The 15,255-nt window shown below is 64.7% G+C and carries 13 protein-coding genes, 1 tRNA gene and 1 pseudogene; 5 read left to right on the top strand and 10 right to left on the bottom strand.

The window, feature by feature from the left end; all coding sequences use genetic code 11:
- The 4 genes from Q0139_RS04955 to pgl form a co-directional block, all read right to left on the bottom strand.
- The coding region (locus tag Q0139_RS04955; protein ID WP_298018364.1) for an acyl-CoA dehydrogenase family protein at positions 1–843 on the bottom strand (843 nt) is incomplete at its 3' end.
- The gene (locus Q0139_RS04960) at positions 840–2,603 is read right to left on the bottom strand and encodes a sodium:solute symporter family protein (protein WP_298018367.1); all 1,764 of its coding nucleotides are present in this window, start codon (positions 2,601–2,603) and stop codon (positions 840–842) included. The genes Q0139_RS04955 and Q0139_RS04960, both read right to left, overlap by 4 nt.
- Positions 2,604–2,708: 105 nt before the next feature.
- Entirely contained in the window at positions 2,709–2,996 is a 288-nt protein-coding gene (locus Q0139_RS04965) for a DUF4212 domain-containing protein (protein WP_298018370.1), read from the bottom strand.
- An 80-nt stretch (positions 2,997–3,076) separates the two neighbouring features.
- Positions 3,077–3,784 carry a 6-phosphogluconolactonase gene (gene pgl / locus Q0139_RS04970; RefSeq protein ID WP_298018373.1) on the bottom strand — a complete coding sequence of 236 codons (708 nt, stop codon included), beginning with the start codon at positions 3,782–3,784 and terminating at the stop codon, positions 3,077–3,079.
- Positions 3,785–3,994: 210 nt separating this feature from the next.
- On the opposite strand from pgl, the gene Q0139_RS04975 reads away from it, so the two are divergent.
- Positions 3,995–4,744 (top strand): LCCL domain-containing protein, encoded by a 750-nt coding sequence (locus Q0139_RS04975; RefSeq protein ID WP_298018377.1) that lies wholly within the window; start codon positions 3,995–3,997, stop codon positions 4,742–4,744.
- A gap of 72 nt (positions 4,745–4,816) precedes the next feature.
- On the opposite strand, the gene Q0139_RS04980 is transcribed toward Q0139_RS04975, so the two are convergent.
- Together Q0139_RS04980 and Q0139_RS04985 are read right to left on the bottom strand one after the other, a co-directional pair.
- Complete coding sequence (locus Q0139_RS04980; RefSeq protein ID WP_298018380.1) at positions 4,817–6,151, bottom strand: sulfatase-like hydrolase/transferase; 1,335 nt, start codon at positions 6,149–6,151, stop codon at positions 4,817–4,819.
- A gap of 52 nt (positions 6,152–6,203) precedes the next feature.
- The gene (locus Q0139_RS04985; protein WP_298018382.1) at positions 6,204–7,811 is read right to left on the bottom strand and encodes an NAD(P)/FAD-dependent oxidoreductase; all 1,608 of its coding nucleotides are present in this window, start codon (positions 7,809–7,811) and stop codon (positions 6,204–6,206) included.
- A gap of 64 nt (positions 7,812–7,875) precedes the next feature.
- Here Q0139_RS04985 and Q0139_RS04990 point away from each other — a divergent pair, with 64 nt between their 5' ends.
- Together Q0139_RS04990 and Q0139_RS04995 are read left to right on the top strand one after the other, a co-directional pair.
- The gene (locus Q0139_RS04990) at positions 7,876–8,556 is read left to right on the top strand and encodes an LCCL domain-containing protein (RefSeq protein ID WP_298018385.1); all 681 of its coding nucleotides are present in this window, start codon (positions 7,876–7,878) and stop codon (positions 8,554–8,556) included.
- A gap of 69 nt (positions 8,557–8,625) precedes the next feature.
- Complete coding sequence (locus Q0139_RS04995) at positions 8,626–9,354, top strand: alpha/beta hydrolase (RefSeq protein WP_298018387.1); 729 nt, start codon at positions 8,626–8,628, stop codon at positions 9,352–9,354.
- A 138-nt stretch (positions 9,355–9,492) separates the two neighbouring features.
- Here Q0139_RS04995 and Q0139_RS05000 read toward each other — a convergent pair whose 3' ends face one another.
- Both Q0139_RS05000 and Q0139_RS05005 read right to left on the bottom strand, forming a co-directional pair.
- Positions 9,493–9,894 carry a thioesterase family protein gene (locus Q0139_RS05000; protein ID WP_298018389.1) on the bottom strand — a complete coding sequence of 134 codons (402 nt, stop codon included), beginning with the start codon at positions 9,892–9,894 and terminating at the stop codon, positions 9,493–9,495.
- Positions 9,895–9,926: 32 nt separating this feature from the next.
- A complete protein-coding gene (locus Q0139_RS05005) occupies positions 9,927–12,092 on the bottom strand; it encodes a S9 family peptidase (RefSeq protein ID WP_298018391.1) in 2,166 nt (721 codons plus the stop codon).
- 161 nt (positions 12,093–12,253) lie between these two features.
- Here Q0139_RS05005 and Q0139_RS05010 point away from each other — a divergent pair, with 161 nt between their 5' ends.
- The gene (locus tag Q0139_RS05010; protein ID WP_298018394.1) at positions 12,254–14,050 is read left to right on the top strand and encodes an aminopeptidase P family protein; all 1,797 of its coding nucleotides are present in this window, start codon (positions 12,254–12,256) and stop codon (positions 14,048–14,050) included.
- 123 nt (positions 14,051–14,173) lie between these two features.
- Here the strand turns inward: Q0139_RS05010 and Q0139_RS05015 are convergent, their stop codons facing one another.
- Positions 14,174–14,311, bottom strand: coding sequence for a hypothetical protein (locus Q0139_RS05015; protein ID WP_298018397.1), 138 nt, complete (start codon positions 14,309–14,311; stop codon positions 14,174–14,176).
- Between the two features lie 100 nt (positions 14,312–14,411).
- Between Q0139_RS05015 and Q0139_RS05020 the strand changes: the two genes are divergently transcribed.
- Positions 14,412–14,486: transfer RNA gene (locus Q0139_RS05020), tRNA-Thr, on the top strand.
- Positions 14,487–14,751: 265 nt separating this feature from the next.
- On the opposite strand, the pseudogene Q0139_RS05025 reads toward Q0139_RS05020, so the two are convergent.
- A pseudogene (locus Q0139_RS05025) lies at positions 14,752–15,255 on the bottom strand (coproporphyrinogen III oxidase); the annotation flags it as partial.

Raw genomic sequence — 15,255 nt, forward strand, 5'->3', positions numbered from 1 at the left:
GAAGGTCTCGCGCTGCGCGGCATAGTCCGCGGCTTCGCGCAGGCAGACGCGGGCAAAGGCGCAGCAGCCCATCGCCATGCCGAGCCGTTCGCTGTTGAAATTTCGCATGATCCCCATGAACCCGCCATTTTCCGGGCCGATCAGATTCTCGGCGGGGACGCGGACGTCGTCGAAATGGATGCTGGCGGTGTCGGAGCAATGCCAGCCCATCTTCTCGAGCCGCGTGCGCGAGACACCCTTGCGATCCATCTCGATCAGGAGAAGCGAGATGCCGCCCGCTCCATCGCCGCCGGTGCGAACGGCGGTTGTGAGGTAATCGGCGCGCATGCCCGAGGTGATGAACATCTTGCCGCCGTTGACGATATAATCATCGCCGTCGCGTTTTGCGGTGGTCCTGAGCTTGGCGACGTCCGACCCGCCCGAGGCTTCGGTGATGCCGAGCGCGATGATCTTCTCGCCGGCGAGTACCGGCGGTGCGATACGCTGCTTCAGCTCTTCGCTGCCCATGGCGAGGATCGGCGGCAGGCCGATGCCGTGCGTCATCAGCGACGCGCCGAGCCCGCCCGCGCCAGGCCGCGCCAGCTCTTCGGTCAGGACGAGGCCGTGGAACGCGTCGAAGCCCTCGCTGTGCCCGCCATATTCCTCCGGATAGCGCAGGCCGAGGATGCCGGCTTCGGCGGCTTTCTTGTGGAGTTCGCGGGGGAGTTCGCGGTCGGCCTCCCACTGATCGATATAGGGCTCGACTTCGCGCTCGATGAAGGTGCGGACGCTTTGCGCGAGCTGGTCGTGCGTTTCATCGTAGAAAGGCGAGCGGGCGCGCCAGGCGTCGAAATCGTGCGTCATGAAGAGGCTTTCACCGAGGGCAGGCGGATATCGTCGACAAGGCGGCGGATCTCGACCGGGGGCGATTTTGTCACCGCCGACACGGCGAGCGCGACGGCGAAGTTGAGGAGCATGCCGATTACGCCGATCCCTTCGGGCGAGATGCCGAACAGCCAGTTTTCGGCGACATTCGCCTGGGGCATCCAGAGCTTGAACCAGGCGATGTAGAGGAAGGTGAAGGCGAGGCCCGTCACCATTCCGGCGATTGCGCCCTCCTTGTTCATGCGCTTGGAGAAGATGCCGAGCAGGATCGCCGGGAAGAGCGACGCGGCAGCCAGCCCGAAGGCGAAGGCGACGACCTGCGCGACGAAGCCGGGCGGATAGATGCCGAGCAGGCCCGCTACCACGATCGCGGCCGTCGCGGCGAGGCGGGCGGCGAGAAGCTCGCCCTTTTCGGTGATTTGCGGGCGGAAGGTCTGTTTGAGCAAATCGTGACTGACCGCCGCCGATATGACGAGCAACAGCCCCGCCGCCGTCGACAAGGCCGCCGCCAGCCCGCCCGCCGCGACGAGCGCGATCACCCAGCCGGGCAGGTTGGCAATCTCAGGATTGGCGAGCACCATGATATCGTTGTCGACATAGACCTCGTTCTCGCCCTCCGCGGGGGCGTTGGAGACGAGCCGCTCACCCGCTTCGCCGGTTTCTCCGGTGAAGACGGGCGGTCCTTCGAACGGGGCGCCACTGCGATATTGCATGACACCGTCGCCATTACGGTCGTTGAAGGCGATGAGGTCGTTCGACTCCCAGCTCGTGAACCAGCCGGGCGCCTCGGCATAGGCCGTCTCGTTGACGGTCTCGGTGAAGTTCAACCGCGCAAAGCCGCCGACCGCCGGTGCTGTTGTATAGAGCAAAGCAATAAACACCAGCGCCCAGCCCGCCGATTTGCGCGCGTCGCGCGCGGTCGGCACGGTGAAGAAGCGGACGATGACGTGCGGCAGCCCCGCCGTCCCCACCATCAGCGCCATGGTGATGCAGAAGACGTCGATCGTCGATTTGGTGCCTTCGGTATAGGCGGTGAAGCCGAGATCGGTCAGCGTCGCGTCGAGCCGTTGCAGCACGAAATCCCCCGATCCATCGGCGACGGTGCCGCCGAGCCCCATTTGCGGGATCGGATTGCCGGTGACGAGGAAGCTGATGAAGAAGGCGGGGACGAGATAGGCGAAGATCATCACGCAATATTGCGCGACCTGCGTATAGGTGATCCCCTTCATCCCGCCGAGCACGGCATAGACGAAGACGATCGCCATGCCCGCGATTACGCCGAGATCGACCGGCACGTCGAGGAAACGCGAAAAGACGATGCCGACCCCGCGCATCTGCCCGGCGATATAGGTGAAGCTGATGAAGATCAGGCAGATGACGGCGACGACGCGCGCGGTCTTCGAATAGTATCGCGTGCCGATGAAATCGGGCACGGTGAACTGGCCGAACTTGCGTAAATAAGGAGCGAGCAGCAGCGCGAGCAGCACATAGCCGCCGGTCCATCCCATCAGATAGACGCTGCCGTCATAGCCGAGAAAGGCGATCAGCCCGGCCATCGAGATGAAGCTCGCCGCGCTCATCCAGTCCGCCGCCGTCGCCATGCCGTTGACCGCCGGCCCGACATGCCCGCCCGCGACGTAGAATTCGGACGTCGATCCCGCACGCGACCAGAGTGCGATGCCGATATAGAGCGCGAAGGAAAGCCCGACGAAGAGGTAGATGAGCGCCTGGGTGGTCATGCTGCGAAATCCCCGTCATTCCCGCGAAGGCGGGAATCCATCACCGACCGCGGGAGCTGGATTCCCGCCTTCGCGGGAATGACGATGGGGGTGGATGCGAACGCCCTATTCATCGCCAAGTCCGAACCGCCTTTCGATGGCGCGCATGCGGCGGACGTAGATGACGATCAGCGCGATGAAGGCGTAGATCGATCCCTGCTGTGCGAACCAAAAGCCGAGCGGATAGCCGCCGATCCGCCACTGGTCGAGAAAGTCGCGCAAGAGGATGCCGCAGCCGAAGGAAACGATGAACCAGATCGCCAGCAGCACGGCGAGCAGCCGGACATTCGCCCGCCAATAGTCGCGCGCGCGTTCATCGGTGCTGGCATCGGTATCGGATATATTGTCGCCCATGACCCTCTCCTCCCGCCGGCATCATATGTGCCGTTGAGAAGGAACATAGCGGGCTTGGCGTGTGGCGCCAGAGGAGTTTTCTAGGCTTTCGCCCAATAGATATCGACAGGCACCTGCGCTTCGGCGAGCACGCGGCCGATCGGGATCGTCGATCCGACGCCGTCGTCGAGCGCCTTTTCGAGCATCTGTTTTCGGCGCGATCCCGACAGCGTGACGATCATCGTATGCGCGGACAGCAAGGCTTCCTTGGTCATCGTCACCCGATCGACCGGCGCCTCTTCCGGCATCGGATCGGGCGTCACGCCGACGGCGCGGCGGCCGCGCGGAACGTTGAGCGCATTCTCCATCTGTGCAGGGAAGATCGAGGCGGTCGATCCGTCCTCGCCCATGCCGAGCCAGACAAGGTCGATCGGCCAGCTGAACCCGGCGAGCCGCGCATCGGCGCTCTGCCCCGCTTCCCTGGTGCTCCATTCCTGATGATGGTCGATCAGCGGCTGGATCTCCGCGCCGGTCGGCCCGAGGATGCGCTTGAGCATCTCGTAGTTCGAAAGATCCGATCCTTCGGGCACGATGCGCTCGTTGGTCGGCATGACCTTCACCTTGTCCCAGGCGAAATCGCGCGTCGCGAGCTTTTCGAGCATCGGCACAGGTGTCTGGCCGCCCGGCAGCGCCAGTTCGGCCTTGCCGTTGGTCTCGACCGCCTTTTCGATGATGAAGCCGATGTCGCCGGCCACCTCGGCCGCCATCGTTTCCTCATCGTCAAATTCCCACCACTCGACTTCGATCATTTCGGTCCGCGTCTTTCGTTTCCGATTGGGTTCGGCCCCACACATAGGATGTTGCGTCGTCAGGGCCAATGGCCGGGTTTCGAACGGGTCCGACAGGTCCGGAAACGGCGCGGATTTGGCAAATCGGCGGGACCGGGATAGGCTGCCAATCGCAGTTTTCGGGCGGCAACTGCAACTCGTTGATGGAAAAACGAAAAATAGGGGATGTTCATGTCGAATCGGAAAATGATCATGCTGTCGGCGGTGGCGTCGATCGGCTTGCTCGCCGCGTGCAACAATGGCGGCGACGCCGAAGAGGCAGATGCGACGGAAGAAGAGACAGAGGAAGTCGTGCTGGCAGATCCTTGCCCGGATCAGGTCGCCACGATGCGCGGATCGGGCGATCCGTTCACCTGTTCGTGCACCCCGGAAGCGGCCGAAGAAGGCACTGTCTGGGGTTCGGGTCCCTATACCGACGATTCGCGCGTCTGCCGCGCCGCGATGCATGCCGGCCTGCTCGCCGACGGACCGGCCAATGTGACGATCAACTTCCTGCCGGGACGCGAAAGCTACACCATGTCGGAAGCCAATGGCGTCGAGACGCGCAACTATGGCCGCTATGGCGGCAGCTACGCCTTTGAAGGCGCGGCTCTGGGCGAACCGCCGGAAGAGATAGCTGCCGCGATCGAGGCCTGCCCGAGCAGCGCCGTAAGCATGCGCGGGACCACCGACGCTTTGACATGCTCGTGCAGCCCCGCCGCGGCTTCATCCACCAGCACCGTCTGGGGCTCGGAAACCTATACCGACGATTCGGCGATCTGCGTCGCGGCCGTCCATGCCGGCGTGATCGGCACCGATGGCGGCAATGTGACCGTGACGCCGTCCGGCGGCCTGGAAAGCTATTCCGGCTCGACGGCCAATGGCGTGACGACGCGCAACTATGGCAGCTATTCGGGCAGCTTCACCGTCGAAGAAGGCTGATCGGCGCAATCAGCGTGCGAGTGCAAAGGGGCGGTGCGGGCGAAATCCCGCGCCGCCCTTTTTGTGTCCCGGTCAGGCGAATGTATCGGGATCGAAGCCCGACCCGGCGAGCTGGGCGCGCGCCATCTCGCACATGCCGGTCTCTCGCTGCCAGCCATCGAGCCAGTTGCGGCAGCGGTCGAGCGCCGCGCGCGCATCGGGCGAGGTGGAGAGGTCGCGCATCTCCCATGGATCGGCCGCGAGGTCGAACAGATATTCGTCGTCGCGCGCATCCGGGCTGGCGATCCGGAAATATTTCCAGCGCCCCGTCCGCACCGTCGAGCAAAATCTGACGTTGTGCACGCCGAACAGTTCGGACACGTCGAATTCCGGTCCCGCCACGCTGGCATCGTGCATCTCGGGGACCAGCGATCGCCCTTCCATTGCGTGTTCGGCCGAGAGGCCGGTCAGGTCGAGCAATGTCGGCATGACGTCGAGCGAACTGGCGAGCTGCGTGCGCCGCGTGCCGCTCTGCTCCCCGCCGGGCAGGCGCCAGATCAGCGGAATGCGGACGACGGCGTCATAGCCGAACACATCCTTCGTCCAGGCGCCATGCTCGCCCATCATCTCGCCATGATCGGACAGGAAGAGGATCACCGTCTTCTCGAGCAGGCCGTGATGATCGAGCCGGTCGATCAGGCGGCCGATATTGTGATCGACCTGCGAGACGAGCCCGTAATAATAGGCGAGCGTTTCCGCCTGCGCCCCTTCGTGCATCTCCGCCGACTTTTCGCGCAACGTTTCGAGCGGCCCCGGCAGCCGGCCCGCCGCATAATCATGATTGGGCGGCATCGCGATCGTCGCCGGGTCGTGGCGGCTGGCCCATGGCTCCGACGGAAAGATCGGCCGGTGCGGCGCGAACTGCGAGGATATCAGGAAGAAGGGCTCGTCGACGTGATCGTCGATGAATGTCATCGTGTCGGTGGCGATGACGCCGGTGGAATGTTCCTCGTTCGGCAGCCGGCTCGGCCCGACCCTGCCGCCGCTTTCGGGTCCGCCTTTCCTGGGGCTCGGCCCGCGGCTCAGCGCCTCGAAGCCGAAGGTCTGGACCGCATCGGGCATATGGTGCTTGCCGATCAGGCCGGTGCGATAGCCGGCGTCACGGAATATCTCGCCCAGCGTTTGCCAGCCCTTGGGCGTTTCGGCACGGCCATCGAGCAGCCCATGGGTGCGCGGATGGAGCCCGGTGAAGATCGACATCTTGGCCGGCCGGCAGGCACCGCTCGGGGTGATCGCATTGTCGAAGACGATGCCTTGCGCGGCGAGCCTGTCTAGGTTCGGCGTATCGATGGCGTCATTGCCGTAGCAGCCCAGCGCATGAACATTGTGCTGGTCCGTGATGATGATCAGGACGTTGAGCCGTTCCAAGATCCGCTGGTTCCCCGTTTGCTCGCTTTCACCAACGCCTACCAAGCGTGCTTTACTCGCGAAAGCCGAAAGGCGGGCGGTTGCCGCGAAACAGACGCGGGCGGCCGTCGCGAATGACGACCTGCGCGGCGTTGCGCCCCGGCTGGCCGGTCACGCCGCCGCCGGGATGCGCGCCCGATCCACACAGGTAGAGCCCGGGAAGCGGCATGCGGTGATCGGCCAGCCCCAGCAGCGGCCGCATCGCCCAGAGCTGGTCGAGCGACATCCGGCCATGGAAGATGTCGCCGCCTATCAGCCCGAAGCGGCGTTCGAGGTCGAGCGGCGAGAGCGCGAGATGGCCCGCGATGCTGTCGCGGAAACCGGGCGCGCGGGCCTCGACCGTATCGAGGATCGTCTCGACCGCTGCGTCGCGGTGCGTGTCCCAGTCGAAGGCCGGATCGAATTGCTGGCAGAACAGGCTGGCGACGTGATGGCCCTCCGGCGCCAGGCTGTCGTCGAGCGTCGAGGGGATCAGCATCTCGACAATCGGCGCCTTCGACCAGCCATGATCGCGTGAATCGCGCCAGGCCGCGTCCATATAATCGAGGCTCGGCGCGATGATGATTCCGCTCGAAAGATGCGGGCCGGGTTCGGGAAGGCAGGTGAAGCGGGGCAGCGCGGAAAGTGCGACGTTCATCCGGAACGTACCCGAACCCGAGACATGCCCCTCGATCCGGCGGCGGAGCGACGGATTGAGCAGCCCGGGATCGAGCAGGTCGAGCAGCAGCCGCTTGGGATGGCAGTTGCCGATGACGATATCTGCGACGATGCGCTCGCCCGCGACGGTCTCGACGCCCTCGGCCCGCGCGCCGTCCGTCAGGACCGAGGCGATCGGTTCGCCGAGCCGGATCGTCACGCCCGCTTCCTCGCACGCCTTCGCCATCGCCTGGGTGATCGATCCCATACCACCGATCGCATGCCCCCATTGCCCCTGCTTGCCGTTCACCTCCCCGAAGACATGGTGAAGCAGCACATAGGCCGATCCCGGCGTGTCCGGGCTGTGCCACGCGCCGACAACACTGTCGAAACCGAAAACGGCCTTCACCGGTTCGCTTTCGAAGAACTGGTCGAGAAATTCGCGGGCCGAGCGGGTGAAGAGATCGATCGCATCGCGTTGCGCTTCGATCGGGAGTTTGAGGGCCGCGCGCCCCGCCCCGATGGCGCGGAACAGGTCGCCCGGCCCGCCCCCGGCATTGGGCGGCACCTGCCGCGTCAGATGGCGCAGCAGATCGGCCACGGCGCCGAGCCGCCGCTCATATTTGGGCAGCATCGCCGCGTCGGCCTGCGAATATTTGGCGACCTCCGCCGCGCTGCGTCCCCCGCCCATGATCAGGTAGTTTGCGTCATCGAGCGGCAGGAAGTTCGACACCGGCCGCTCGACGATCCTGAGGCCATGGTCGTGCAGCTTCATATCGGCGATGATTTCGGGATCGAGCAGCCCCACCGTGTAGCTCGCCGTCGAGTTGCGATAACCGGGGTGGAATTCTTCCGTCACCGCCGCCCCGCCGATGACCTCGCGCCCCTCGCAGATCGTCACCTTCCATCCGGCGCGCGCGAGATACCAGGCGCAGACAAGCCCGTTATGCCCCCCGCCTATGATGACCGCGTTCTTCCCTGCCATTGACGCGTCATAGGGCGATGCTAGGCGCAAGTCAGCTTTTGATGACGGGGCGGCGGGTGGCGCGATGATCGCGATGCTTCTGGCGATTTGGGTGCAGCTTTCGGGCGAGACGGCGAACGTCCTGCCCGATACGCTCGACGCCTGCCCGATCGACGCGCGCGCCATCGAGGAAACCGGCATCCATCGCTGCCGCTGCTCGGCCGATGACACGCGCGGCGGCGGCGTCTGGGGCACGGACATCTATACCGACGATTCGAGAATTTGCAGGGCAGCAGTCCATGGCGGGACGCTCACGGATCGCGGCGGCATGGTGCGTTTCCGCATCGAACAGGGCCGATCCGGCTATCGTGGCAGCACGCGGCAGAGCGTCACCTCTCGCGGGTGGAGCGCCGCCACGCGCTCGATCCGCTTCCTGCGCCGCGACGAGGGCGACAACGAAGCGGTCGCACGCTGCCCGGACGACGGCTCGCGCCTTGCCTTCGGCCTGTCGCTGCGCTGCCTGTGCCTGACCCGCGACACGGAAGACGGCGAGGTGTTCGGGTCGGGTCCCTATACCGACGGGTCTCGGCTATGCCGGGCGGCGGTTCATGCCGGGATGATCGGCGAGAATGGCGGCGTCATCCTCGTCCGGCGAGCCGAAGGGCTGCAAAGCTATACAGGTTCGGCGCGAAACGGGATTCTGTCCCACTCCTACGGCGCCTGGCCGGGCAGTGTCCGCGTCATCGCCGGCGAAGGAAATTTCTGACGCAGATTATTACATCCGCGCGTTAACCCGATTGAGGAACCGTGCCGCTATTGTTACGTTTCAGTGACAATGGCCACCGCACCGCATCATGCCGCCGATTCGCTCGGCTTCGTTCGTCCCGAGGCGGATCGCCCCGCCTGGGGCAATCTGCTGCGCGAGGCAGCGCTGTGCGCGCGCGGGAGGCACCGCCGGCCGGTTACCATCGATCCGCGGGCTTTCGCGATCGACGGTGCCATGCGGCCGGTGCTGCTCGTTCCCGGTTTCCTCGCCTCGGACCGGTCGATGCGCGTGCTGCGTTCGGTGCTTCATACGCTGGGTTTCAATACATTCGGCTGGCATCAGGGCCGCAATTTCGGCGTCAAGCGCGACACCATGCCACGGCTCGAGACGCGGCTGGCCGAGATCGGGAACGCCACTGGTCGGCCCGTAACGCTGATCGGCTGGAGCCTCGGCGGCGTCATCGCGCGCGAACTGGCCAAGTTGCAGCCCAGGCATGTCGACCGCGTTGTCACGCTGGGCAGCCCGTTTTCGGGCGACCTGCGCCAAAACCGCGCCTGGCGCGCCTATGAGTTCGTGGCCGGGCACAAGGTCGACGCACCGCCGATCGATTGCGATCCGTGCGAAAAGCCGCCCGTACCGACGACCGCGCTGTGGTCCCGCCGCGACGGCGTCGTCTCGGCGCATTGCGCCTGCGGTGCCCCGGGTGAAGCCGACCGGACCCGCGAGGTCGATTGCAGCCATATCGGCTTCGTCAGCGAGCCAGCCGCGCTGCACGCGATCGTCGATGCTCTGAGATAGTTTGTCAGGACTTTCGGTTCGGGAAATAACCGCAAAACAGCCGCTAGCCCTGAGCCTGTCGAAGGGCGCCTCTCATATCGCGAAACGGGCTTCGACAAGCTCAGCCCTAACGGCCCTTGAACACGCAATCCCTGATGTTCAGTTTTCCGCCACGAACAACCGCACGACATCCTCCGGCACGCGCGCCGGGCGGCCTCGCTCGCGATCGATCATCGCCCATGTCGTGACGGCGCGGACGCAAGGCCTTCCGCCGGCACCGACGAACTCCATGTGCCGCGTAAACCGCGCACCACGCGCCGCATCCTCGACCCAGGTCGTCCCGGTCACCTCATCGCCCTCGAAGGCCGGGCGCAGATAGTCGATCTCATGCCGCGTCACGACCCAGCCCCAGCGCGCATCCTGCTCGGCACTCGCTGCGCTGCGCCAGTGCGCAACGGCAAGATCCTGGATCCACTGGACCCAGACGGCATTGTTGACGTGCCCGTTGACGTCGATGTCGTCCGGACCGGCGGTGATGATATGGGAGAAGGATTTCGGCATCGGTCCGTTGCCCCAACGGCTTTCCTGAGCGCCTACTCCTCCACCCCGAGCTGCGTCAGCATGAAGGCCATGGCCTGCGCCTCGTCGATCAGCGACTGGAAGCGCCCCGACTGGCCCTGATGCCCCGCGCCCATATTGGTGCGCAGCACGGTGAGGTCGTCATCGGTGCGCGTCGCGCGCAGCCGCGCCGTCCATTTCGCCGGCTCCCAATAGGTGACGCGCGGATCGTTGAGCCCGGCCGTGATCATGATCGGCGGATAATCCTGCGCGCTGACATTGTCATAGGGCGAATAGCTGCGGATATATTCGAACGCCGCCGGATCGGTGATCGGGTTGCCCCATTCGGGCCATTCGCCCGGCGTCAGCGGCAGGCTTTCGTCCATCATCGTATTGAGCACATCGACAAACGGGACCTCGGCAACGACCGCGCCCCACATCTCGGGAGCCTCGTTGGCGACGACGCCCATCAGCTCGCCGCCCGCCGATCCGCCCGAAATCGCGATCCGGCCTGGCGATGATATCCCGCGCTCAGTAAGCCCGCGTGCAACGTCGACGAAATCGTTGAAGGTGTTGCGCCGCCGGTCGAGCTTGCCGTCGAGATACCATTGATAGCCCAGATCGTCGCCGCCCCGGATATGCGCGATCGCGAAGACGAAACCACGGTCGACAAGGCTCAGCTGCCGCGTCGAGAAGCCGGGCGGTACGGCATAGCCATAGGCGCCATAGGCATAGAGATGCATCGGCGTGCCGGGGCCCGGCGTCACGTCGCGGCGATGGACGAGGCTGACGGGCACCATCGTGCCGTCGCGCGCCTCGATCTCGAGACGTTCGGTAACGTACAGGCTGGCGTCATAGCCCGAGGGGATCTGCTGCACCTTGAGCGTCGTCAGCTCGCCCGATGCGATGTCGTAGCTGTAATCGGTGTCCGGCGTGACCATCGACTCGTAATCCACGCGGATCGTATCGACATCGAACTCAGCGACCGGGCCGAGGCCCGCCTCGTAGCTGGCTTCGGGAAAGGCGATCCGCGTCGGCGGCGCGAAGCTGTGCGGCCAGATATCGATCTGGTCGAGCCCGCGCTCGCGCCCTTCGACGACGAAGAAATCCTCGAACACCGTCAGACCGGTGATGTAATAATCGTCCGATCCTCCGATCGTGCTGCCCCAGGTGCCGGGTTCATCGAGCGACGCGGTGTAGACGGTGAAATTCACATGATCCTGGTTGGACAGGATATAGAGCCGGTCCCCGGCTTCCTCACTCGGCCAGTCCTCGACATCGTAAAGCCGGTTGGTCACACGCGGCGAGACGAGGATGGGATCGGCGGTCAAATCCGCCAGCGGGACGAGGCGGATTTCGTTCGAGACATTGTCGCCGGCGTTGATCGTCAGGAAGCGGCGCGACTGGGTCTGATCGATGCCGAGCTGCATCCCCTCCTCGGTCTCCCGATAGAGTTCGGTATCGGCGGACGCTTCGGTGCCGAGCACATGGTGCATCGCCACCTCGGTGCGCCAGTTCTCGTTGACCGGCGTGTAGACTATGCTCGCCGAATCCGCTGCCCAGACGACACCGCCATTGATGCCCGGAATCGCGTCGGGCAGATCTTCGCCGGTTGCGAGATTGCGGAAGCGCAGCACATAGCGCTCCGAGCCATCGGTGTCGGTTGAATAGGCGAGAAGCCGGTGATCGGGGCTGACCTGGATCGTGCCGAGGCTGAACTGCTCCTGCCCTTCGGCCAGCGCATTTTCGTCGAGCAGAATTTCCTCTGCACCGCCACCGACCGGGCGCCGCTTCCATATCCGGTATTCCTGGCCCTCATTATAGGCATACCAATATTCGTACGGCCCGTCGGGGACCGGCACGCTGGCGTCGTTCTCCGCGATCCGGCCGCGCATTTCGGCGTAAAGCGTATCGATCAGCGGCTGGTGCGGCGCCATCACCGCTTCGAAATATTCGTTCTCGGCGCGGACATATTCGAGCACGTCCTCGTCGTCGATTTCGGGATAGCCCTGGTCCTTGAGCCAGAAATACGGGTCCTCGATCGTGACGCCGTGCGCGGTGAAGCTGTGCGGACGGCGATCGGCGATAGGAGGTGCGGGCAGGGCGGAGGCGGTCTCTGTCACGGGCGAACTTTCGTCTTGGGCAAAGGCCGGCGCGGCGAAGAGAAGCAGCGCGGCGGCGAACACGGTACGGTGCGGCATGGCGGGCCTTTCCGAATGGCTGGATCGCGGCCATGTAGAAGGATAGAATGACGAGAGAAATAGCAAACCGTTAGCCCCGAGCTTGTCGAAGGGCGTTTCTCGGCAGGAGAAGCGGGCTTCGACAGGTTCAGCCCTAACGGGCTTCAGATAAGAGGTAAGCCATGTCCACCTATGAAGATCGCCTCAAAGCCCTGCGCGAAGAACTTGCGAGCAGGAAGCTCGCAGGCTTCGTCGTCCCGCTGACCGACGAGCATATGAGCGAATATGTCGGCAGCTACGCCCAGCGCCTCGCCTGGCTGACGGGCTTCCAGGGATCGGCCGGCACCGCCGTCGTCATGCCGGAGGACGCGGCGATCTTCACCGACGGCCGCTACACGCTGCAGGTGCGCGAACAGGTCGACGGCAAGAATTGGGAATATGTGGGCATCCCGGGCACGAGCGTTGCCGACTGGCTCGGCGAGCATGCCGATGACGGCGCGCAAATCGGCTACGACCCGTGGCTCCACACCCGGCAATGGGTCGAGGCGGCGGAAAAGGCGCTGGCCGAAAAGGGCGCCCGGCTCGTTGCGGTCGACACCAACCCGATCGATGCCATCTGGCCCGACAAGCCGCTGCCTTCCGACGCCAAGCTCATCGTCCATGCCGATAAGCATGCCGGCAAGTCCTCGGCGCAAAAGCGGCAGGACATGGCCGACGACATGGCGAAGAAGAATGTCGATGCCGCCGTGCTCGCCGCGCTCGATTCGATCGCCTGGACCTTCAACGTGCGCGGCGCCGATGTCGATCACACGCCGGTCGCGCTCGCCTATTCGATCGTGCACAAGGACGGCACCGCCGACCTGTTCGTCGAACCCGACAAGATGAATGACGAAGTCGCCCGCCATCTGGGCAACGGCGTGCGCGTGCACGAGCGCGGCGCCTTCGAGGGCGCGCTGACGAGCCTGAAGGGCAAGCGCGTCATCGCCGATCCCGAACGCGCGGTCGCCGCGATCTTCCGCGCGCTCGACGAGGGCGGCGCGACGATTGTCGCGCAGCGCGAGCCCGCCGTGCTGCCCAAGGCGATCAAGAACCCGGTCGAGCTGCAGGGATCGCGCGAATCGCACCTGCGCGACGGCGCGGCGCTGACGCGCTTCCTCCACTGGCTCTCGATCGAGGCACCGAAGGGCGGCCTCACCGAAATGTCCGCCGCGGCCCGGCTCCAGCAGTTCCGCGAGGAAAGCGACCTCTTACGCGATACCTCGTTCGACACGATTTCGGCCGCCGGCCCGCACGCCGCGATCCCTCATTACCGCGTGACAGAGGAATCGAGCCTGCCGCTCGAAATGGACGGCATCTTCCTCTGCGACAGCGGCGGCCAATATCCCGACGGCACGACCGACGTCACCCGCACGGTCATCGTCGGCACGCCGACGGCCGAGATGAAGGACCGGTTCACTCGTGTCCTGAAAGGCCATATCGCGCTCGCCACCGCGATCTTCCCCAAAGGCACGCGCGGCAGCCAGCTCGACGGGTTCGCGCGGCAGTATCTCTGGGCGGCGGGGCTCGATTACGGCCATGGCACCGGTCACGGCGTCGGCAGCTATCTCGGCGTTCATGAAGGGCCGCAGCGGATCAGCGCGGCCAACTATCCGGGCACCGGGTGGGACGAGCCGCTATGCGCCGGGATGATCCTTTCGAACGAGCCCGGCTATTACAAGGGCGGCGAATACGGGATCCGGATCGAGAATCTCGTCGCCGTGCACGAGCGCGAGATCGAGGGCGGCGAGGCGGTGATGCTCGGCTTCGAAACGCTGACCTTCGCGCCGATCGACCGCAACCTGATCGACTTGTCGCTTCTGTCGCCGCACGAACGCGACTGGGTCGACGGCTACCATGCGGATGTGATCGCGAAAATCGGTCCGCAGCTCGACGCGGCGACCGCCGCCTGGCTCGGCGAGGTTTGCGCGCCGCTGGGTTAGGAGCGGCCACACCATGCGGCGCAAGATGCTCATCGTCGGGCTGGTGATCCTGATCGCCGGCATCGGCTGGTGGGCGATCGACAGCTATTTCCGCGCCTGCGGCGATTGCGGCGCGCCGATGCCCTAGTCCGTTTCGGGCGGGTCGGTTTTCCGCTTGCGGTCGCTCGGCTGCCCCTTGCGCTTGCGAAGGTTCTTGCGAAGCTCCTCGGCAAGGCGTCTAGCGCGCTCGTCTTTTCCCTTGGCGTCCTTGCCCTCTGTCATCGCGCCACCCTGCCGCCGCGCCGCGTTCAAGCCAAGCCTGTTCTTGACAAACCACCCCCCATATCGCCATAGGCGCGCCCTGCCTCCAGACAGGCCCGATGCTGCTGTAGCTCAGGGGTAGAGCGCACCCTTGGTAAGGGTGAGGTCGAGAGTTCAATTCTCTCCAGCAGCACCAGTTTTCAAAGACATATGGCTTTCCCGCGCGGCGTCTCGATCTTCGGGGTAGTGAGCGGGTCAGGAGAGCAAGCGCGCGGACATATCCGCAAACCTCATCACATGGGCACATGACTTCCTAGTTCCCAAATGCTGGCATTCCCCGCGGTCCATTTCTCGCGCGCCATGGAGCTTCGGAGCCAAGGTTGGCCCGAAGCGCCCGTTCGGCAAGACGGACCGACTTCGCTTGACAGGCCGGAAACGAGCAAACGCGTCAAAATGCCGGTTTATACAGAGGGGCTGAATGTGCCGCAGCTCCTTTGCCGATGCCGATCGAACAGGCTGGAAATATACCGCAAATAGGGACGACCTTCTCCGCAAACCGAGAGCCGGTCGCCATTCCATTCTATGAGGCCGATCGTTTGCAGCGCATCGAGCATCTCAACGGCTTCCGTAGGAAGTTCGTCCGGCCGGACTGATGCGTGACCGTGGCACAGGATCGATTCGATCATCCTACCCGATTTGCGATCTTCCGGTGTGCGGATCACACCGCGCGCACCGGGCAGGTGGCCAGCGCCGGCGAAACTGCGATATTGTCCGCTGGATTTCATGTTCTGAACGAATCGATCCGGAAAGGCGGATATGGCGCTGGCACCAAATCCGATCAGTGCGGACGCGGCATCATCGGTAAAGCCCTGAGAATTCCGGTGCAGCCGTCCCTCGCGCGCCGCGCGGGCAAGGTCGTCTCCCGGTAAAGCGAAATGATCGAACCCGACCGGTTCGTAACCCGC

Origin of the sequence: uncultured Parasphingopyxis sp., assembly GCF_937129435.1 — a bacterium.
Lineage (GTDB): Bacteria > Pseudomonadota > Alphaproteobacteria > Sphingomonadales > Sphingomonadaceae > Parasphingopyxis.

Excerpts from the sequence above, each read along its gene's own strand:
- Q0139_RS04990 (WP_298018385.1), top strand. The coding sequence starts at position 7,876 with ATGATCGCGATGCTTCTGGCGATTTGGGTGCAGCTTTCGGGCGAGACG.
- Q0139_RS04965 (WP_298018370.1), bottom strand. The coding sequence starts at position 2,996 with ATGGGCGACAATATATCCGATACCGATGCCAGCACCGATGAACGCGCG.
- Q0139_RS04960 (WP_298018367.1), bottom strand. The coding sequence starts at position 2,603 with ATGACCACCCAGGCGCTCATCTACCTCTTCGTCGGGCTTTCCTTCGCG.
- Q0139_RS04995 (WP_298018387.1), top strand. The coding sequence starts at position 8,626 with ATGGCCACCGCACCGCATCATGCCGCCGATTCGCTCGGCTTCGTTCGT.
- Q0139_RS05010 (WP_298018394.1), top strand. The coding sequence starts at position 12,254 with ATGTCCACCTATGAAGATCGCCTCAAAGCCCTGCGCGAAGAACTTGCG.
- Q0139_RS04975 (WP_298018377.1), top strand. The coding sequence starts at position 3,995 with ATGTCGAATCGGAAAATGATCATGCTGTCGGCGGTGGCGTCGATCGGC.
- pgl (WP_298018373.1), bottom strand. The coding sequence starts at position 3,784 with ATGATCGAAGTCGAGTGGTGGGAATTTGACGATGAGGAAACGATGGCG.
- Q0139_RS05015 (WP_298018397.1), bottom strand. The coding sequence starts at position 14,311 with ATGACAGAGGGCAAGGACGCCAAGGGAAAAGACGAGCGCGCTAGACGC.
- Q0139_RS04985 (WP_298018382.1), bottom strand. The coding sequence starts at position 7,811 with ATGGCAGGGAAGAACGCGGTCATCATAGGCGGGGGGCATAACGGGCTT.
- Q0139_RS05000 (WP_298018389.1), bottom strand. The coding sequence starts at position 9,894 with ATGCCGAAATCCTTCTCCCATATCATCACCGCCGGTCCGGACGACATC.
- Q0139_RS05005 (WP_298018391.1), bottom strand. The coding sequence starts at position 12,092 with ATGCCGCACCGTACCGTGTTCGCCGCCGCGCTGCTTCTCTTCGCCGCG.